The sequence below is a fragment of the Patescibacteria group bacterium genome (assembly GCA_023380635.1).
Lineage (GTDB): Bacteria > Patescibacteriota > Microgenomatia > JAMCZE01 > JAMCZE01 > JAMCRP01.
On sequence record JAMCRP010000002.1, the window covers coordinates 1 to 19,922 of the forward strand.

Annotated in this window: 14 protein-coding genes, 3 tRNA genes and 3 rRNA genes; 15 read left to right on the top strand and 5 right to left on the bottom strand. The window is 46.6% G+C overall.

Features of this window, described 5'->3' with window-relative positions:
- Positions 1-370: 370 nt before the first annotated feature.
- Both M1403_03215 and M1403_03220 read left to right on the top strand, forming a co-directional pair.
- Positions 371-1,866 (top strand): 16S ribosomal RNA (locus M1403_03215).
- Positions 1,867-1,958: 92 nt separating this feature from the next.
- Complete coding sequence (locus M1403_03220; protein MCL4398011.1) at positions 1,959-2,486, top strand: hypothetical protein; 528 nt, start codon at positions 1,959-1,961, stop codon at positions 2,484-2,486.
- A gap of 414 nt (positions 2,487-2,900) precedes the next feature.
- Here M1403_03220 and M1403_03225 read toward each other — a convergent pair.
- Together M1403_03225 and M1403_03230 are read right to left on the bottom strand one after the other, a co-directional pair.
- Positions 2,901-2,976 (bottom strand) — tRNA-Cys (locus M1403_03225).
- A gap of 13 nt (positions 2,977-2,989) precedes the next feature.
- Positions 2,990-3,061 (bottom strand) — tRNA-Ile (locus M1403_03230).
- A 216-nt stretch (positions 3,062-3,277) separates the two neighbouring features.
- On the opposite strand from M1403_03230, the gene M1403_03235 reads away from it, so the two are divergent.
- The 5 genes from M1403_03235 (at position 3,278) to mltG (ending at position 8,798) form a co-directional block, all read left to right on the top strand.
- A complete protein-coding gene (locus M1403_03235; GenBank protein ID MCL4398012.1) occupies positions 3,278-3,511 on the top strand; it encodes a hypothetical protein in 234 nt (77 codons plus the stop codon).
- Positions 3,512-3,771: 260 nt separating this feature from the next.
- Positions 3,772-3,844 (top strand) — tRNA-Ala (locus M1403_03240).
- A gap of 176 nt (positions 3,845-4,020) precedes the next feature.
- A 23S ribosomal RNA gene (locus M1403_03245) occupies positions 4,021-7,619 on the top strand.
- A gap of 66 nt (positions 7,620-7,685) precedes the next feature.
- Positions 7,686-7,802: ribosomal RNA gene (gene rrf / locus M1403_03250) — 5S ribosomal RNA — on the top strand.
- Positions 7,803-7,874: 72 nt separating this feature from the next.
- The gene (mltG, locus tag M1403_03255; GenBank protein ID MCL4398013.1) at positions 7,875-8,798 is read left to right on the top strand and encodes an endolytic transglycosylase MltG; all 924 of its coding nucleotides are present in this window, start codon (positions 7,875-7,877) and stop codon (positions 8,796-8,798) included.
- A gap of 3 nt (positions 8,799-8,801) precedes the next feature.
- On the opposite strand, the gene M1403_03260 is transcribed toward mltG, so the two are convergent.
- Positions 8,802-9,047: a hypothetical protein gene (locus M1403_03260; protein MCL4398014.1), complete on the bottom strand. Its 246-nt coding sequence runs from the start codon at positions 9,045-9,047 to the stop codon at positions 8,802-8,804.
- Between the two features lie 57 nt (positions 9,048-9,104).
- Here M1403_03260 and M1403_03265 point away from each other — a divergent pair, with 57 nt between their 5' ends.
- From M1403_03265 to radA, 4 genes are all read left to right on the top strand, one after another.
- On the top strand, positions 9,105-10,025 hold the full coding sequence (locus M1403_03265) for a glycosyltransferase family 2 protein (protein MCL4398015.1): 921 nt from the start codon (positions 9,105-9,107) through the stop codon (positions 10,023-10,025).
- Positions 10,022-10,900 (top strand): glycosyltransferase family 2 protein, encoded by an 879-nt coding sequence (locus M1403_03270; GenBank protein MCL4398016.1) that lies wholly within the window; start codon positions 10,022-10,024, stop codon positions 10,898-10,900. Before M1403_03265 ends, M1403_03270 begins: the two co-directional genes overlap by 4 nt.
- Before the next feature lie 155 nt (positions 10,901-11,055).
- Positions 11,056-12,105, top strand: a complete 1,050-nt coding sequence (locus M1403_03275; GenBank protein MCL4398017.1) for a S1 RNA-binding domain-containing protein — start codon at positions 11,056-11,058, stop codon at positions 12,103-12,105.
- A gap of 310 nt (positions 12,106-12,415) precedes the next feature.
- Positions 12,416-13,705: a DNA repair protein RadA gene (gene radA / locus M1403_03280; protein ID MCL4398018.1), complete on the top strand. Its 1,290-nt coding sequence runs from the start codon at positions 12,416-12,418 to the stop codon at positions 13,703-13,705.
- Here the strand turns inward: radA and M1403_03285 are convergent.
- On the bottom strand, positions 13,659-14,462 hold the full coding sequence (locus M1403_03285) for a hypothetical protein (GenBank protein MCL4398019.1): 804 nt from the start codon (positions 14,460-14,462) through the stop codon (positions 13,659-13,661). The genes radA and M1403_03285 overlap by 47 nt on opposite strands.
- A gap of 210 nt (positions 14,463-14,672) precedes the next feature.
- Here M1403_03285 and M1403_03290 point away from each other — a divergent pair, with 210 nt between their 5' ends.
- The 4 genes from M1403_03290 (at position 14,673) to M1403_03305 (ending at position 19,694) form a co-directional block, all read left to right on the top strand.
- Complete coding sequence (locus M1403_03290; protein MCL4398020.1) at positions 14,673-14,828, top strand: hypothetical protein; 156 nt, start codon at positions 14,673-14,675, stop codon at positions 14,826-14,828.
- 436 nt (positions 14,829-15,264) lie between these two features.
- Entirely contained in the window at positions 15,265-15,954 is a 690-nt protein-coding gene (locus M1403_03295) for a DUF11 domain-containing protein (GenBank protein ID MCL4398021.1), read from the top strand.
- Positions 15,955-16,995, top strand: a complete 1,041-nt coding sequence (locus M1403_03300) for a hypothetical protein (GenBank protein MCL4398022.1) — start codon at positions 15,955-15,957, stop codon at positions 16,993-16,995. It abuts the gene before it with no gap.
- A gap of 53 nt (positions 16,996-17,048) precedes the next feature.
- Positions 17,049-19,694: a hypothetical protein gene (locus M1403_03305; protein MCL4398023.1), complete on the top strand. Its 2,646-nt coding sequence runs from the start codon at positions 17,049-17,051 to the stop codon at positions 19,692-19,694.
- On the opposite strand, the gene M1403_03310 is transcribed toward M1403_03305, so the two are convergent.
- Entirely contained in the window at positions 19,648-19,863 is a 216-nt protein-coding gene (locus M1403_03310) for a hypothetical protein (protein ID MCL4398024.1), read from the bottom strand. The genes M1403_03305 and M1403_03310 overlap by 47 nt on opposite strands.
- Positions 19,864-19,922: the final 59 nt, after the last annotated feature.

Here is a 19,922-nt window from a genome sequence, read left to right on the forward strand (position 1 = left end):
GAAGAATTAGATGACATTGTCTGGGAAATTAACCACAAACCTCGCAAAACCCATGGTTATTTAACCGCTCAGGAAATGTTAGAATTGGAGCAAGCAACGGGTGTTGCGATTCCATTTAGAATGTAGGCTCAAACCGGATTTTGGTAATTCATGATTGACTTATGCCCCAAATAGATTATAATTATTTCCAGACATGAGAAAAACCTAGTCCGAGTTTAAATAAGGGACTTTAATCCCGCCTCGGCGGGATTTTTTGTACCTTTAAAAGGTGCCTTTTTTCTCAGAGCCTAGGCGCACTTTGAAAAGTTAATACTTTTCTACACAATAACTATTTTTCAAATTTGGTAACTGAAAAGTGGTAGGAATCAATTTTTTTGAGAATTTGATCCTGGTTCAGGATGAACGCTGGCGGCGTGCCTTAAGCATGCAAATCGAGCGGGATACTTGAGGATCGCAAGATCTTCGGGTGTCTAGCGGTGGACGGGTCAGTAACACGTGGGAACATACCCTCTTGTATAGGATACCCCGGCGAAAGCCGGGCTAATACTGTATAGCCTCGCAAGAGTAAAGCAATTAACTTTGCGCGAGAGGAGTGGCCTGCGGCCTATCAGCTTGTTGGTGGGGTAACGGCCTACCAAGGCGACGACGGGTAGGGGGACTGAGAGGTCGGCCCCCGACAATGGGACTGAGACACGGCCCTTACGTCTACGGACGGCAGCAACTGGGAATCGTCGGCAATGGGCGAAAGCCTGACCGCGCGACGCCGCGTGGAGGATGAAGGCCCTCGGGTCGTAAACTCCTTTTAACAGGGACGAACACAATGACGGTACCTGTAGAATAAGCCGCTACTAACTACGTGCCAGAAGTCTCGGTAATACGTAGGCGGCAAGCGTTATCCGGATTCATTGGGCGTAAAGCGACGTGTAGGCGGATTATCGCATCTTGTTTAAAAGGCCGGGGCTTAACTTCGGTTCTGGGCAAGAGATGGATGATCTTTGAAGATTTTCGGGGCAACTGGAACTTCAGGTGGAGCAGTGAAATGCGTTGATATCTGAAGGAACACCAATGGCGAAGGCAGGTTGCTAGGAAATTCTTGACGCTGAGACTCGACAGCTAGGGGAGAGAAGCAGATTAGAGACCTGCGTATTCCTAGCCGTAAACGCATGGGTGCTAGATACTAGGAGTTTACTCTTAGTGTCGCAAGCTAACGCGTTAAGCACCCCGCCTGGGGAGTACGAACGCAAGTTTAAAACTCAAAGGAATTGACGGGGACCCGCACAAGCAGTGGAGCGTGTGGTTCAATTCGATTCAAAGCGAAACACCTCACCAGGGCTTGACATGTATCTGCAAGCGCACGGAAACGTGTGATCTACGAGAGTGATACAAAGCTGCTGCATGGCCGTCTTCAGCTCGTTCCGTGAGGAGTACCCTTTAGTGGGTTAACGAGCGCAACCCTCACTCTTTGTTAAATTATCAAAGAGAACTGCCCCGCCATAAGCGGGGAGGAAGGCGAGGATGACGTCAGGTCAGCACGGTGCTTATGTCCTGGGCTACACACACCCTACAATGGCGAAAAACAACGGGCTGCAAACCGGTAACGGCAAGCAAATCTCTGAAATTTCGCCTCAGTTCAGATTGGGGTCTGCAACCTGACCCCATGAAGTCGGAATTGCTAGTAATGGCCAATCAGCAGGTGGCCGTGAATACGTTCTCGGGTCTTGTACACACCGCCCGTCAAGGCAGCAAAGTCGGCAGTGGCTGATGATCCGCCAGTAAAGGCGGGTTGACGCCAAGGTCGGCGATGAAGCTTAAGTCGTATCTGTAATGCGACTCTCAGAAGTAATTTTGAGAACAAATTTGGCTATATCGGTGAAACCTAAATTCTGATATTCTTAAGTCAGTAACAAGGTAATACCGAGGGAACCCCCGATCAAATCGGGGGACACCGTAGAGACTACATGCCAACGCCGCAAATTACGAAAGCTTATCTGCTTGGACTGTTGCATGACGCAACTGAAAGAAAGACTACTTTCAGAATCGCCACTAAGAGCAACAATTTTGCTAAGGTTCTAGTAAATGGCATTCATTTACTGGGCTTTGGGGCTTGGTCTTATCGAGAAGGGAAGAACCGCGATCTTTGGATCGTGGAGTTCTCCAAAAAATTTCTTAAAGACACAAGCATTCTTTCTAAAAAGGACAAAATTAATTATCTTAGGGGTTATTTTGATGCTGAAGGTGGGATTGCTAAAAATTCTAATGTTCGTTACTACTTATATTTTTGCCAAAAAGACAAGGCAGATTTGGAAAGGGTAAAGGAATATTTAGAAGAATTAGGTATCAATTGCGGTAAATTGCATAATCCAAGTAAGAAGATCGATCCGGATTATTGGCGATTCTTCATAGGAGTTAAATCTTACGAAAAGTTTGCCGAAGTAATCGGATCTTTACATCCAGATAAGAAAAAATATTTGCGGATGAAGATATAGTCCATGCCCCATGAAAATCGGGGATAAACATGAACAAGGTATCCTTAGCCGAAGCTGAGGATGGATCACCTCCTTTCTAAGAGGTAACGGGTGCAGGCAAACCGAAAGGACTGTCTGTACAAATCAACTCCCAAGTTTTCTAGAGTTTCTTGGCTAAAAAACAACTCTTTAAAAGATCGGAAGCCGCTTTTCAGAGACCAACACGAAAATTTGAAATTTGAACTTTGAAATTGTGCCTTCGGCAGAATTCTGCGCAAAGCGCACAATTTGAAATGAGCGTTTGAATAATTTTAAATTGTCTAAATTCAAATTCAATTCAAATTTAAAATTGTAAATTCCAAATTGAAAGTCCACCTGTAAAAGGGTGGCTTTTTTGTGGTCGAAGTGATGTTTTGATGAGAGGAGAAGATGAGATGGAGGTCTGGGCGGGAATCGCACCCGCGAATAGCGGTTTTGCAGACCGCCGTGTTAGCTACTTCACCACCAGACCGGTTTAGAGAGGGTGCGCACTGATGGAGTCGGACCATCCACTTCTGTCTTATCAGGACAGCGTTCTACCGATGAACTAAATGCGCCAGTGTCTAGGATTTTAGCATAATTTCCTTTCCAAACCCACAACTTGTCTTCTTACCTTCTCCTTACCTCTCTTTGCTGGAATAAATAGCAGCAGCTTATATAAATGATTTATGGAACGGACGCCGGGGGCATTTTTGGTCGGTCTGGGAGTGATTTTTGCCGCTCTGGCGGCAGCTTACATATTTTTCAGCGCCCTGGTCGGCCCTAAATAAATTATGGCGATAAAAAATATTGAGCATTGGCCGGGTTGTTCCCATGAACAAATGATTGCGGCCTTTGATAAAGACAGCGAACAACAATTGAAAAATGTTGCGGCTGTTATGGTGGATCTCGACGAAGCAAAAATAGAGGATATTTCCAGAAGAGTCTCTGCCGCAGCAGGCGGCTATAGCCGAGTATTGGCCCGGCGCCTTGGTCTGACTCCGAGAGTCAGCGAGTTTGATGATTAATAGCTGAGCCTCTTAAAGGCGGAATACCAAGATAGTATAGAGGGTGGTTGACAACCTCATTTTAGCCTTGTATAATCTTCTTAATTCACAGTTCGGGTGGATTAATTTCTTTGATGCGAAGCTATTCTACATATTCCGTTTATGCCCTGATAAGGGGCCGTCGGCGTCTGTAGACTTTGTATCAAAAGAACTTTTGAGCCCCGAACGAGGGGCTTTTTTAGTACATTGAGATCGCTAGGATATACAAACTCTACTCTCGGGGGCCGCTAGCACATCTGGTAGTGCGCCTCGTTTGCAACGAGGAGGTGAGGAGTTCGAGTCTCCTGCGGTCCACACGCGAAATTTGAAATTTGAATTTTGAAATTTGAAAAATTCAATTCAAATTGTAAATTTTAAATTTCAAATTGCAGCTCTTTGCTCTTTGAAAAGTGAATAGAAGGCCCACAAGCATGCAAGTGCTTGTGGTAAAAATCTTTACAACATTTCAATAGTAAAATTTGCTATTGAAAATTATCTACTCATAATGCCAGTGGTGGATGCCTTGGCAGAAAGAACCGATGAAGGACGCTTTCACAGAAGCGATATCGACGGCTTGCTCTTCAAAGCTTACCCGTCGGTTTCCGAATGGAGCAATCCAGCCTATTGAAAGATAGGTTATTGCTATCTAAATACGCCGCAAGGCGGAATAGGGTTGCAAGGGAGACCCCCTGAACTGAAACATCTAAGTAAGGGGAGGAAAAGACAATAATAATGATTCCGGTAGTAGCGGCGAGCGAACTCGGAACAGGCTAAATTTTGTAGCAATACAAGAAGTTGCGGGGCGCTGTTGGGAGTATGGAGGTTAGAAGAATGCTCTGGAAAGGGCAACCAAAGAGAGTGAAAGTCTCGTATTTTAAAACCGAAATACCTCTTGCGATTCCCCAAGTATTACGGGGCACGACACCCTGTGAGAATCCGTCACGTCCAGCGTGATAAGCCTAAATATTCTTTCTGACCGATAGCGAACTAGTACCGTGAGGGAAAGGTGAAAAGCACCCCGGAAGGGGAGTGAAATAGTTACTGAAACCATTGGCTAACAAACAACTAGAGCTTGTCTTTCGGACAAGAATTTTCAAATTCAAAGATACAAGATACAAATTAATAATCAAATTAAAAATTTGAAAGATTATTTGTTTCTTGCTTCTTGTTTCTTGGAATTTCTCGTCCGGAGGACGAGTGATAGTGTGCCTATTGAAGAATGAACCGGTGAGTTGCTCGATAACCGTTTTGTCTAAGCCACTCTGTGGCGAAGCGCAGTGAAAGCAAGGTTTAAATGACCAACTTTTACGGTTGTCGGCAGACCCGAAGCCCGGTGAGCTAACCTTGAGCAGGGTGAGCGGTGCCGAAAGGCACCAGGAGGCCCGAACTCGTCTGGGTTACAAGCCAGTGAGATGACTTGAGGTTAGGGGTTATATGCCTACCGAACCGGGGGATAGCTGGTTCTCCCCGAAATATATATAGGTATAGCGTTTCATCGTAATGTTACCTGGAGGTAAAGCACTGGATGCCCCACTTTGCGCAAGCAGAGCGGGGTAACCAAACTCTGAATGCCAGGTAAACTGATGGAGCAGTCAGAAAGCGACGGCTAAGCGCCGTTTTCTAAAGGGAAACAGCCCAGACTCAAAGCTAAGGTCCCTAAATTGGATCTAAGTTAAAGGAGGTTAAGTTTTTAAAACACCCAGGAGGTTGGCTCAGAAGCAGCCATCCTTTAAAGAAAGCGTAACAGCTCACTGGAATAAAGACTTAGCGCCGAAAATGATCGGGAATTAAGATCCATACCGAAGCTTGAGATTCCATAGCAATATGGAGTGGTAGGGGAGCGTTCTCTGCTAGAGCGAAGGTGAACCGTAAGGTTTGCTGGACGAAAGAGAAGTGAGAATGCCGGTATGAGTAGCGTTTAATCCGGTGAGAACCCGGATCACCGAAAGTCCAAGGTTTTCCACACAACGTCAATCGGTGTGGAGTTAGTCGGCCCTAAGCGTGACCCGCATTGGGATAACGCGATGGATAACAGGTCATTATTCCTGTACAGGGAGTGTATCGTTATCAGCCAAGGAAGGACAAAGTGGAGATATCCTGGCCCGCCCAACGAACACGGTGGGTCCAAGCGTCGAAATAGTGATGAGCGGTAAACCCCTCAACATGTTTAATCGAGGCGCGAATGCTATCCCGCAAGAAATCAAGGAGAGCAGGAAAGTCTTCGTTTTCGAGAAAATTTTCGTGGCGAGATACATTTTTTACCGTACCAATAACCAACACAGGTGGACAGGTCGAGCAGACCAAGGTGATCGGAAGAACTATGCTTAAGGAACTCGGCAAAGCAGCTCGGTGTAACTTAGGGAGATACCGTGCCTTCCGCAAGGGGGGCCGCAGCGAGTGATTGCTAAGCGACTGTTTAACTAAAACACAGCTCTCTGCAAAGCCGAAAGGCAACGTATAGGGGGTGACACCTGCCCAGTGCTAGTAGATTAAAGTTCTTGGTGAAGGCCGCAAGGTCTAAGCCTGGGGCATAAGTCCTAGTGAACGGCAGCAGTAACTATAACTGTTCTATGGTAGACCCAAGTGGGTCCGCTGCCATAGTAAAACTTGACTATATGCTGGGAACTCCTGTAATCTGATACTACTATGGTACATGGTACACATAGTAACAAAGTAATCAGTAGGGACAATCAGCAGGAAAGACTCGATCCGTGGTGGATTGTGGGATTCGTTGATGGTGAAGGTTGTTTCTCTGTAAGCACTTTTAAAAATCGCACTACTAAAAGCGGATTGCAAACTCTTTATGAGTTTGTGATCACTCAAGGGGAGCGGAGTTTGGAAGCTTTAGAGAGAGTAAAAGATTACTTCCAGTGTGGAGGTGTCTACATTAATCACCGTTACGACAATCACAACTACAATCTTTACCGATATTGTGTCCGAAGACAGGATGATCTTCGAGAGAAAATCATTCCGTTTTTCAGAAAATATCGACTACAAACAGCAAAACGAGCGCAATTCGACAAATTTTGTAATCGTTTTGAGAATCGAGAATCCTCAGAGACTATACGTCAAGGCACAAGCGTGTAAACCGCTTGTACAAGATATAGTCCAAACTTCAAATTAACTTGAAGAATTTGAGCGAAGTTCCTTGTCGGGTAAGTTCCGACCCGCACGAAAGGTAGAACGACTTAGCGACTGTCTTAAGCATAGATCCGGCGAAATTGAAATGGCTGTGAAGATGCGGCCTAGTCATACTTGGACAAAAAGACCCCGTGGAGCTTTACTGCAACTTGGCATTGTTGAGCTTATTTTCATTGTCTAGCAATAGGTGGGAGCGCAAGCGTCAATGTAAGACCACTCTTGAAGATGAGGGAGACTAATCACTTTCCCATTAAAAAGTTGGGAGTGAGACAGTGTCTGGCGGGCAGTTTAACTGGGGAGGTTGACTCCTAAATTGTAACGGAGTCGTACAAAGGTACTCTAGCTTCGGATGGAAATCGAAGTGATAGCGCAAACGCAAAAGAGTGCTTGACTGCGAGACTTACAGGTCGAGCAGAAACGAAAGTTGGTGTTAGTGATCTGGTCTGTGCTTACTGGTAAGCACGGAGCTTAACGGATAAAAGCTACCCCGGGGATAACAGGCTGATCGCATCCAAGCGTCCACAGCGACGATGCGGTTTGGCACCTCGATGTCGGCTCATCCTATCCTGGGGCTGAAGTAGGTCCCAAGGGTCCGGCTGTTCGCCGGTTAAAAGGGTACGCGAGCTGGGTTCAGAGCGTCGTAAGACAGCTCGGCCTCTATCCAGTATGACCGTTGGAATTTTGAGAGGAGTTCTCCACAGTACGAGAGGACCTGGAGGAACGAATCCCTGGTGTGCCAGTTGTCCCGTCAGGGGCACCGCTGGGTAGCTACATTCGGATCGGATAAGCGCTGAAAGCATCTAAGTGCCAAGCCGACCTCAAGATTAGAATTCCATTCCGGCGCAAGCCGGAGAGAGATCCGTGGAAGACTACCACGTATATAGGCTTCGAGTGTAAGACGGGTAACCGTTTCAGCTTAGAAGTACTAATGATCGATTGTAGATTTTTACGCTGTAAAGAAAAACCTTCTATTCGCTTTTCAGAGAGCAATTAATTAGCTCGAGATTAGAAATTTCTCGGTCTCTGGAGCGGTCTGGAACCACTCCTTCCCATTCCGAACAGGGATGTGAAACGGGCCAGCGCTGACAATACTTGAGGGGCAACTCTCTGGGAAGATAAGTCGAGGCCGGGGAATTTTTAGCCTCGAGTTTTTTTATTGGTAATACTGCCATGACATTCGAAGAACTTGTGTTATCATTATCCAGTGAAACTACGCTGGATTTTTTTGTGCCTAGTTTTGATCACTGCCCCTGTTTTAGTCTGGTTTCGATTTATAGCTCCGGTAGGCTCTGATACAAATTTACAAATAATTTCCTTCCAAAATGACACCCCGAAACTGCTGGCAGCCAGCAGACTTCGCGAGCAGGGATATGTGCGTAGCAGTACCGCTTTAGAACTAATTTTAGACAAAAACATTGCCGCAGGCGGGTATAATCTTTCCAAATCCATGAATGTTTTTGAAATAGCGAAGGCACTGCGAAATCCTGAATACCTGTGGGTGACAGTGGCGCCAGGCATGCGTAAAGAGCAAATTGCCGAGAAGATGAAGGATAAGTTTAATTGGACACAGGCGGACCTGGATGGGTTTTTAAGCTTTCCGGAGGGAGAATATTTCCCGGATACCTATTTAATCAGTAAAACCGACGGGGGAAAGGCGGCAGGTCAGAAAATGTTTGACCACTTTAACGAAAAATTTGCCCCACTGGCGCCGGAGTTTTTAGCGCAAAATATTAAAAATGACACGGCCATTAAAATCGCGTCGCTGATACAAAGAGAAGCGGGCGGGAAGGATGACATGCCCTTAATTGCGGGAATTATTTGGAACCGGTTACTCAAAGGCATGTTGCTACAGATAGACGCCTCCAACCAGTACGCGAAAGGTTCCAGCGGTAATTGGTGGCCGCCGGTGTATGGCAGCGATTTGAAGGACGACAACCCCTACAATCTTTATATCTATAAAGGCTTGCCGCCGACAGCCATTTCAAATCCCGGACTGCCGGCCATCGAGGCCGTCTTAAACCCCACAGAAACCGACTGCCTTTTTTACTTGCACGACAAAGCCAAACAAATCCACTGCAGCGTGACTTACGAAGAACATCTGGAGAATATTAAGAAGTATCTGAATTAAAAATTATTTCTTTTCTTTTTGATAAGCATCCTCAACGAGAGCTCGGACAAATCCATCGTTGGCTTCGGGAAGAAGCTGTTTAGTGTCAACTAAAATTTCTGATCGAGGTCGGCCCGCATCTTTCCACATATGAATGATGTCGGCAGCAGCCAAGATCACTGCCTCATCAATCCGACTGGTAAGAGAGAGACGGATATCTCCCTGCTGTTTTCTCACGGCCAGATTAAACATTATTTCTTTTGGATTCATGCGATGTATTTTAATTGTTTCAAAGCCCAGAAACAAGTGTTGTGTTAAGATTAATTTATGGATGTTTCGGTAGTTATTGTCTCTTTTAATATTAAAGACACGCTCAAACGCTGCCTGGATGCAGTCTTCCAATACACAACCGATCTGGACTACGAAGTTATTGTTGTCGACAACGCCAGCACTGACGGGGCGATTGGGATGCTTAAAGACTACGAGAAAAAGCACAAAAATCTAAAAGTCATCTACTCCCGGGAAAATCTGGGGTTCTCCAAGGGCAATAATTTGGGGATAAAACAGTCGACGGGCAAATATATCCTCCTTTTGAACAACGATGCCGTTCTTTTGGAAAACTCGGCTAAAAAGATGTTTGGTTGGATGGAAACGCATCGTAATATTGGCGCCGCTTCCTGCCTGCTTGTAGATAGTGAACAGAGAATTTCTCCAATCATGTCGGCGGGTTTTTTCCCGGGGTTACGGGGTCTTTTTGCCTGGGCATTCTTTCTAGATGATCTTCCGGGAGTAGTCAGGCTCTTTAAACCCTATCATATTCATACTAACGGCACGGCATCAATAGATGTTTCTTCTGTGAATACGGATTTAGACTGGATTTCCGGGTCTTTTTTCTTTGTCCGCCGTGAAGTAATAGAAAAAGTTGGCGTTTTAGACGAAATGATTTTCATGTACGGCGAGGATTTGGACTGGTGTTACCGGATCAAGAAAGCCGGGTGGAAAATCGGCTATAACGGGGAAACCAAAGTGATTCATATCGGTCAGGCCAGCCAGGACAAAATACCCCGGGGCTATATCCTGGGTGAATTTTCCGGCCTGAAATTCTTTTACGCCAAGCATTTTTCCGGCTGGCGGCAGGTGGTTTTGGGCACGATTTTGGACGTGGCCGCTTTTAACCGGGTCGTTTTTTGGCTGGTGCGTTTGAAGCCGCAAACGGCGAAAATTTACGCGGAGGCGCTCCTAAAATGATTAGTATTGTTATTCCCAATTACAATTCCGGAGAGCTGCTCAAGAAAAACTTGCCAAAGTTGGTTGAGATTTTAAAGAAAACAGAACTCGATTTTGAAATCATCGTTTCCGATGATTGTTCGACAGACGAATCTCTAAACATTTTAAGAAACTTCAGCCATTTAAGTAACTTAAGAATCTTAAGTTCAGAAACCAATATCGGTTTTGGAGGTAATGTCGATCGGGGGATTAGGGCGGCTAAAGGGGAAATTGTTTTTATTCTTAATGCCATCGACGCCCTGCCGGAAAAGCCCGATTATTTCCAATTAATGTTGGCGCACTTTGAGGATCCGAAGATATTTTCAGTGGCGGCGGCTAAAAAAGATGAGATGATCCATGGTTGCGGTGAGGTTTATTTCCGGAAGGGTTTTTATTTGCACCGGCACAAGGAAAATAGCCAGTTTACCGATTGGGCCGATGGTGGGGCGCAGGCAATCAGGAAGGAATATTACTTAAAAATCGGCGGCTTTGATCCCATTTATAACTTTTATTGGGAAGATGTCGATCTGGGATTTCGGGCTCGGCAAGCGGGCTACAAAATTATTTACGAACCGAAAGCCGTCCTGATTCACCGTAAAGAAGAGGGGCCAATTGCCAGGCGCTACAGCGAAAAGGAAAGATATGTCATGAATTTGCGCAACCAGTTCATTTTCACCTGGAAAAACGCCGATTGGAAACATCTGCTGCTATACGACTTGTGGGAACCGTATTATCTACTTATAGCGATTAAGAACCGCAACTGGCTCTGGTTTAAAGCCTACGCCCAGGCTTTTTGGCGTTGGCCAGAGATTGTCCGGAAGCGCTGGGAACAGAAAAAGCTGACTATTGCGAAATAGGAATAAATCGGGTATCATCAATTTAATCCATAGAAAGGAAGTGTTTATGATTGACCAGCTCAAAAAGCTCATCGAAAGCCTCAAAAAAGCCCTCGGCCTCTAAAGACGAGCGTAAAGCGTCTAGCGTTAAGCGTCAAGAAAAAGAGCCCACCACTATGGAGGAGCTCTTGGCCTTGGAGCAATTTGCCCCTAAAGGCTACAAACGCGGCGATGTCGTGGAAGGGCGCGTTTCCTCAATCTCCGGTAAAGAAGTTTTAATTGACTTTGGCGGCAAGATGGAAGGTGTCGTCGGAGAAAAAGAGTGGGATATCGTCAAAGACTTCGTTTCTAAATTAAAGCCTGGTGATAAAATAACCGCCGTTGTCATTTCCGCAGAAAACGACCGCGGCCAGATGATCGTTTCCATCCGCCAGGCCGGTTCCAAGTTCCGTTGGCAGCGGGCTAACGAACTACTTAAATCTAGCGAACCGGTTAATGTTAAAGGAGTCGAGACCAACAAGGGCGGCTTAATTGTCGAATTTGAAGGCATCCGGGGCTTTGTTCCGGGTTCCCAATTAACTCCGGAACACCAGAGCGAAATCGCCAAAATGATTAATCGGAACCTTAGCGTAAAAGTGATCGAAGTCGACCAAAGCCAAAACCGCTTAATTTTTAGCGAAAAAGCAGTGGCCGGAGCAGCAGATTTAGCCAAGAAGCTTGAAGAAGTTAAATCTAAAGTAAAAATCGGCGAGAAATATCAAGGCAAGGTTTCGGCTGTCATGTCCTACGGAATATTCGTTAATCTTGATAACGGCACCGACGGCCTGGTTCATATCAGCGAAATTTCCTGGACTAAAGTCGAAAACTTGGCCGATTTGTTTAAAGTCGGAGACGCAGTCGAAGTCATGGTGCTGGGTATTTCCGAAACCGACGCCAAATTAAATCTGTCAATCAAACAGCTTTTGCCTGATCCCTGGCTGAAATTATCCAAGAAATACACGGCGGACCAGGAAATCAAAGGCAAAGTTACCCGGGTCAGTAATTACGGCGTTTTTGTTCAGTTGGAAGAAGGCGTAGAAGGCTTAATCCACATTTCCAAAGTTCCGGCTGACGCTGCTTACGAAGCAGGTGACAAGGTTGCCTGCACGATTGAAAGTATCGATTCCGTGGCGCACAGGATCTCCTTAATTCCGGTTTTGACAGCGAAACCCATTGGCTACAAATAAGCCATGTCTGAAGAAGAAACAATCCAATGCAGGACGTTTGCCCACGGGTTTTCCTTTTCGGAGAAGGATTACGCAGCGCTAAAGATTCAGCTGGCTCGTAATCCAGAGATCGGGGAAAGATTTAGAATTATCGCTTCGGTTCGAATCGACAGTGTCGATGGCGAGAAAAGAGCTCGGGTTAGGCCCCGTGAGGTAGAGATCGGAGACCTGCATGAACTACTGGAACAATTTGGCGTCCAGATTCTCATGGTAAGGAGAAAAAGAAAATAAATAAACCCCCAAAAAGTAATAGAGTATAATTGCCCTATAAATGGCTAAAGTTTCTTCGGATTTTGTCTGTCAGCAATGCGGCTATGTGTCCCCGCAATACTTGGGCAAATGTCCCAACTGTGGAGAGTGGAATACCTTCGTCGAGACTGTGGTTTCGACAAAAATTCCAAAATCCAAATTCCAAATTCCAAGCCAAAAACCAATAAAGTTATCTGATGTTAAGGCAGCGCAGACGACGAGAATAAATACGGGGATCTCCGAATTAGACATGGTGTTGGGCGGCGGGATTGTGCCGGGGATGGCGGTTCTTCTTTCCGGCGAACCGGGGATTGGGAAATCAACTTTACTCCTCGAATTAGCCTCAAAGACCAAGGGTGCAGTTCTCTATGTCGCCGGAGAAGAAAGCGCGTCACAAATTAAAATCCGGGCCTCGAGACTCGGTATAAAGGCAGATAATCTGTTAATTTTAGAGACAACGGATGTGGATGCTGCCTGTGCAGTTATTGACCAGCGCGTCGGTTTGGTGATTGTGGATTCAGTGCAAACCTTAAGTACGACTGACCTTTCGGGCACTGCCGGTTCGGTGGGTCAGGTGCGCGAGTCCGCCGCCAGATTAATCGCCACGACAAAGCCCTTAAATATTCCGCTGTTTTTGGTGGGTCATGTGACCAAAGAGGGAACCATTGCCGGACCGAAGGTTTTGGAGCACGCCGTCGATACGATTCTCAACTTAGAGGGAGAAAAGTATACACAATTAAGGCTTTTGCGTACTACCAAAAATAGATTCGGCCCTACAGACGAGGTAGGGATATTTCAAATGACCGATAGCGGTATGGAACCGACAAAAGATTTCCACGGATTGGTAGTGGATGAACACCGATCAAGCGAACCAGGCAGTTGTCTGACGATAACCATGGAAGGCACCCGGCCGATGCTGGCCGAGATCCAGGCTTTGGTAACCAGCACTCCTTTGCCCATGCCGCGGCGGGTTGCCTCCGGCATCAACTATAACCGTCTGCAAACGATCATTGCGATCCTGCAGAAGCGCCTCTCCGTACCATTATATAAAGAGGATGTCTATGTTTCCGTGGCCGGAGGCTTAAAAATAGAGGAGCCGGCAATTGATCTGGCTGTCGCCCTGGCGATTATGTCTTCCTACAAAAACAAGGCGATTACGGCCAATACCGTTGCCATCGGGGAGTTGGATCTTCTGGGTAATGTCCGCCGGGTTAATTCGCTGGAGCGAAGAATTAAAGAAGCCAAGAAACTAGGTTTTAATAAGATTATCTCTGCCGAGACCTTGGCTTCTCTGGCCGCATGGGCAAAATAGAAACTTCAGCTTCGTAAGCAAAAGTGGGCTCGGCGAATGGCTCCTGATATTTCTCACGATAGTCGGCAATCACTTTAATCAGTTCAATTTCTTCCGGGCTGGGCGGACCGAGGCGGTCACAAAGAGTTAGGATAATCGTTTCCAGATCAACCGGGCCGGACCGGTAGAGCCGCGGTTCCCAACCGGCGGAAAAATGGTCGATAAGCGTCATCAGGCGAACAACAAAACGGGAATAACCATCGAGGCTGGCCCAAACCTTCTCGCTGCCGCCATAACTAAGATTCTTGTTTGGTGAGAAATGATGAAGGTAGGCCATTAATCTGATAATTTCGGCATCTTCGGGGGGCATGGCCAGGTCATGGCTGCTTAAAGCTTCAAAACCGACCCGCGGATGCTCTTTTTTAACTTGTTCTTCTCCGGCCGTGAGTGGCCCCGGTTTTTCCACGACAGCTAAGATCCTTTCCTCACCCTTGCCGGTGTCATGGGCCCAGGCACCAATGGTTAAGAGGCCCAGGGTGCGGTCGTCAAGAAATTCCTGACAACGCTGGAGAACGCCTTCATGAGAAATAAAAGCGCTAATGCCTTGAATATGCCGCCGGCTTTGGGGGGAATTTTTCCATTGATTCTCAAGAAGTTTCAAAGCCCGGACATTGCCGTTAAGCCGCTGGACGAGTTGGTCGGGAAGCCTGGTGTTGTTGAATAATTGCTCCCGGGCGCTGGTGTTCTCCTCATTTCTCACGCCTTCCAGCGTAAACATGAAATGTAAGAAATCAACATAAGAAGGGTTAAGTTTTTACTAGAAATTTGATCCACTATTTGTCCACATTTAGAAATTAGTAATTAGTAATCAGAAATTTGCTGTTGTGAGGCTCTCCCCTTATTTATATAACTATAGGTATATCCTAGAGTAGCGGAGCAAAATACTATCGGACTTGACAGAAGCGATAGCAGTGCTATATTAAGAACAATGTCCAGTAAAGCGAACATCCTCAAAAAGTTTCGCCGGTTTTTGCGCCGGGTGGAAGCCAGGCGGGAAACTCCTCTGCGTTCTTCGTTGTCGGTTCAAGTCGGTAAGCTTCTTAAAGAGCGCGGCGCGGAGATTATCACCATGACGACGCTATGAGAATTAGCAAAGAGACAGACCAACAAAAAAGCATCACTTCCGCAGCCTGAGATCTCGAAAAGTGATGCTTCTTAGCAAAGATTCTTGGCCCTTAGGCAGTAAAGGCCGAGAACCTATGGCAACAAACTAACACGGGTGCGTGAAAGTTGTCAAGTTTTTTTTCACGCACGGTTTATAGATTTTGGATTGTTAAACGGGAGAAAAAATAGGAGAAAATTTTGGTTGGTAAAGTGGAGGTTCGGGACTAGGGCAGGGTTCCGAATCTCCACCTTGCCAATCAGGGTCCTAAGTATTTTCACTATCTCCGTTCTTATCTTACCCTAGAGTTTCCCCATTCTTAAACTCCGGCAGGCAATTTATAAAAGCAATGTAAGAACATGGCAAAACGGCCTTAGAGTTATTGACAAAGGCTAGTCTTCTTCATAAAATCCGGCTAATGAAGAAGATAATTATTTTATATCTTCTTGTCTTCCTGGTAGCGTTAATTTCCCGCCCGATTTTCGCCAGCGTTTCCTGTACGACGCAATATGGCGGGGGACAAACCTGTGTTTCTACCGGCGAACTATTAGTTAATAAAAAAGTTTTCGATCCGGTTTCCCAGACTTTTGTCGATAATTTGGGCCGGACCGATCATGTTTTTGCCATCGGGGAGGAAGTGACTTTTTCCATTGAAGTGAAAAATGTCGGCGACGCACCGGTTAATGACATCACAGTGACCGATACTTTACCTAACTTCTTGACCTGGACCGGCGGCGATCCGCTGGTCTCAACGATCAGTAGCCTGGGAGCCGGGGAAAGCGTGACGAAAACGATCCGGACTAAAGTTGTCAGTACTTTCGGCTCCGGCGTGGTTTGCGCCAATAATTTGGCTTCGGTTGAGGCAACCATTACTTCTACCAGCACCGCGACGGCTCCGGTTTCCGATCCGCAAACCGACACGGCGCAACTTTGTGTCAATTTGCCGACAGCGGCTCCGACGGTCGTCACGCCAACACCAACTCCACCGGTAACTCCGCCCACCGGACCTTCCGATTGGCTACTGCTACTTTCTTCTCCTGCCTGGCTCGGTGGAATCGGGTTTTATCTAAAAAAGCTTGGTTCTAAAAAGGGGGGTGAGAATAAATAAATGACAAATGCTGAAAGAAAAATTAGAAACGCTATAAGTGTGGCTTTAGTTGCCGGCGGATCTTTAACCGGTTGTAGTCTTTTTCAGCCGCCACAGACGCCGGATTTGTCTGCTCAGCGACAGCAAGAGCAACAATTCGCTAATCAGTTGAACCAGATGCAAAATCAGATTAACACACTGACAGCACCGACGGGAACGCCTACAAGCACACCGACGCCCGATTGGCGAGGAACAATTGCGGCACTAAGCACTTTATCGTCACAAAACGAAGAATCTAAATGCCAAACGGTGCCTCTGTCAGCAACATCGCGGCCCAGACTTATGTCCACACCGGCGGTTCCGGGAGCGCCCTTAAGCGGCGGGCCAGTTTCGTGCGAGTGGGTTTTTAACGAAGCCGCACCGCGCCAAGTAGTTTTTGAAGGATTTCCGTCGCACGCTATTCAAGTGCTAACCACTGATACCGCGCAACAAAAGAATTTCTTTAAAGCGGCACCTTGGAATCTAAGCGCAGACCTTAATTTGGGTTTTGCCGAACCGGGGGGGCTAAGCAATCCGAGTAAAATTAAGACTGTTGACAGCACCCCTTACTTAATTCCAACAGAACTGCAGGGATGGACAAAATTGTTCCTCCAGGAAGGAACTCTGACTTGGGTCGATAATGAAGTTGGGATAACCAGAAAAGTAGCCTTAACGGAAGAACAAAATCGGACGTTTGGTGTGTACATTCGGGAAAAATACGATACGAATGGCAATACACCACCTACGATCGAGCTTGATTGTAATGTGGCTAAGCATGGTCAAGTCCAGCATGTTGACCGACCAAACAGCGCCTTCGTTTCCGAGGGGCAGCTGGGGCAGGAAAGCATGTCAGTCTTTACCGGAAAGAATTTTGACGGGTCGGACTACACGATTCCCAACGACAACACTGCCAGGGGCAAGTTTACGGTTGTGATTATCGACATGAACACGGGGGCTTACACCGTGGCGTCCCAAATGGGAATGGGACAACCCTTTATTTTGGAATCGCAGAACTGGAAGTAGACCATAAACATTAACAATGAAGTGGGCCGCTCTTGGGGCGGCCTGCTTGGTGTATGAAGAAATATGCCTTAATTTTGGCGGCCATGAGCCTTGCTTTGGCTTGGTTGAATTTCACACCGGGAACAATGCTTTCCGGGTGGGATACGCTGCAGCCGGAACTGAATTTACCCCTCTATATAGGCCGGATTTTTTGGGGTGTCTGGCAGCAGCACCAGGGATTGGGGGCAGTAGCTTCTCAGGCGCATGCCGTCGAACTGGCCAGACTCTGGTATTTGCTGCCGGCCACGATAATTCTGCCGGAAAATCTGGTGCGCTGGGGCTTTTTTGGTTTGATGCTGGTTTTGGGGCCGCTAGGGACATACTTTTTTTTAAATAAAATAGTCCGCAAAGAAGCGGCTTTTGCCGGCGGGCTATTCTATCTTTTAAACCTGGGAACCATGCAGCATTTCTATCTGCCGCTGGAAATGTTTGCCACCGGTTTTGCTTTTTTGCCTTGGCTTTTTTGGGCAGCCCTGAATTACCTAGAAAGGGGCAGGAGCCGGGATTTATTAATTCTTATCTTAATATTTCTTCTTTCCGCTCCGATGGCTCATACGCCGACTCTTTGGTTTGTGAATTTCGGGGCTTTGGTATTATTTGCCGTCGTCTTGGCTGTGGCTAAAGTCACGCCGTGGCGTAAGGTCGGCCAAATATTTATAATCGGTTTAGTCGCCAACGCGTTTTGGCTGTTGCCCAGCCTGTATTTCATTTTTAACCACGCCGGGGATGTGGCTGTTTCGCATATCAGTCAACAATTTACTCCCCGGGCGGTAGCCACCAATCGGGAATTTGCCGATTTCGCCGATGTGGCGTTAATTAGGGGATATCTTTTCGATTGGGGACATTTTGATTTCGTTTCCCGACAGTTTGTCGATTTGTTTCCGGTTTGGAAGGCTCACCTTTCTCAATGGTTTGTATCCGCTATCGGTTATGGAGCTTTTGTGATGGCGATAGCCGGGGTAATCATAACAATCTGGCGCCGGGAAAAAAAAGCCCTGGCTTTTTTACCGGTTTTGGTTTTGGCATTAGGAGGTTTAATCTTCGGTCCCTCTCTTAATTTGGGTTCAATTTTTGATGAAGCCCTTCGGTTTCCTTTCACCAAATTTTCTCTGCTCTTAATGCTGGCCCTGGCTTTCTATTTTGGACTGGCTATTGAATTTTTATTAAAAAGGGCGGGACAGCGGCAGGTCATAATTTTAATTACTGTCTTATTGATGATCTATCTATGGCCGGCTTTTAACGGCAATTTGATTTGCGGTTGCGAGCGAGTGCAAATCCCGGCTGAGTACCAGCAGGTTTTTAACTATTTTGCCTCCCGGGACCCAAGTGGCCGGATTGCCCCGTTTCCGGTCGATACCATGTACGGCTGGGGTTATTATTCCTGGGGTTATGAAGGAGCAGGTTTTCGTTGGTTTGGTCTGCCACAAGCCTTGCTTGACCGGGAGTTTGACCGGTGGATGAGCCCGAACGAGAACTATTACTGGGAAATTTCCCAGGCAGTCTACAGTAAAAATCTGCCCTTATTTGAATCTGTTCTAAATAAATACCGGATTAACTGGCTGCTGGTTGATGGAAATATTATTAACCCTTCTTCACCAAAAGCTCTCTATACCGATGAACTGGAACAGATGATGGCAAAATCGGGAATAATCAGCAAGGTGAGAGAGTTTGGAAAAATTTCGGTGTACCAAGTCCAGTTAAAAACGCCGACGAAGAGTTTTATCTCCCTGGCACAAAATTTACCCAATATCGAACCCGCGTACAAGTGGGGAAACCTGGACCAGGCATATTTTGATAATGGAGATTACATGACGATAGATGATAGAAAATCGAAGATGGTGGTGGAAGATGGAGGATCGAAAGCAGAAAGCCTTGTCTATCCATATAGAACTCTCTTTTCCGGCAAAAGTCAGGCGGATCTGGAATTTGATCCCGCAAAAATACCCCTCGGAGAATTAATAAAGCCTGAGGACTATCATAATCTCTCACACCGGGACGGGTATCTCATTAAAATCACTGCTAAAAATCTTTCCGGCATGCCGTTTCTGTTCTGGGTGGAAGATCTTAACAGCCGGAGAGCAGATCTGGAAACCTACCTGCCTGCCGGCAGGCAGGTCTACCAGTCGTATTTCGTTTTGCCGCCGATGGAATTTGACGGATTGGGCTACACCTTTCACTTGGATAACCAAACTTTTGGGGGCGAGACGGCACAAAACGAGCTGGAAGGAATGGAAGTATACAGAATAAACTATTGGGATCTGGTGCAGGAGCGTCAAGAAAAGGATCTTAACGCTAAACGCTATACGCTAAACACTTCGTCATTTGCAGTGGAGCATCCGAATCCTGCATGGTACCGGATCGACCTTCCGGTCTCCAGTAACTGGCAACCAGAAACTATTATTCTGGCGCAGAGTTTTGAACCGGGGTGGATTGGGTTTTCCGTGGGGAATATGGGGGAATTGGGTGGGTTGGGGAAACATATTCTGGTTAACAACTGGGCGAATGGATGGCAGCTTTCCGGTAATGAACGGATCATCTACCTCTTTTTCTGGCCGCAGGCACTCGAATTTGTTGGGCTGGGTGTACTGGGGGTGTTTTTAGCGGGGATAGTGTTTAGCGGGTTAAGAACTGGTAGCCGCCGACCAGCAGCCCACCAGTAATTAAGACTGAGCCGCCCCAAAATAAAAGGTTTTTGGTATTGCCTTCCGGCATAGCCAAGGCTATGCCCACAGCGACTAAACCGGATACAATAGCCACGGGGGATACTTCCGTCAGCCGCTTGGGGCGGGAAAGAGTTTCCCGGGGCAGGTGCCATTGTTCCATAGACATCCTATTATTATAGGCCTTTTGACCGTCGTGTCAAATTGCCGGCTTGACAATATAGATCA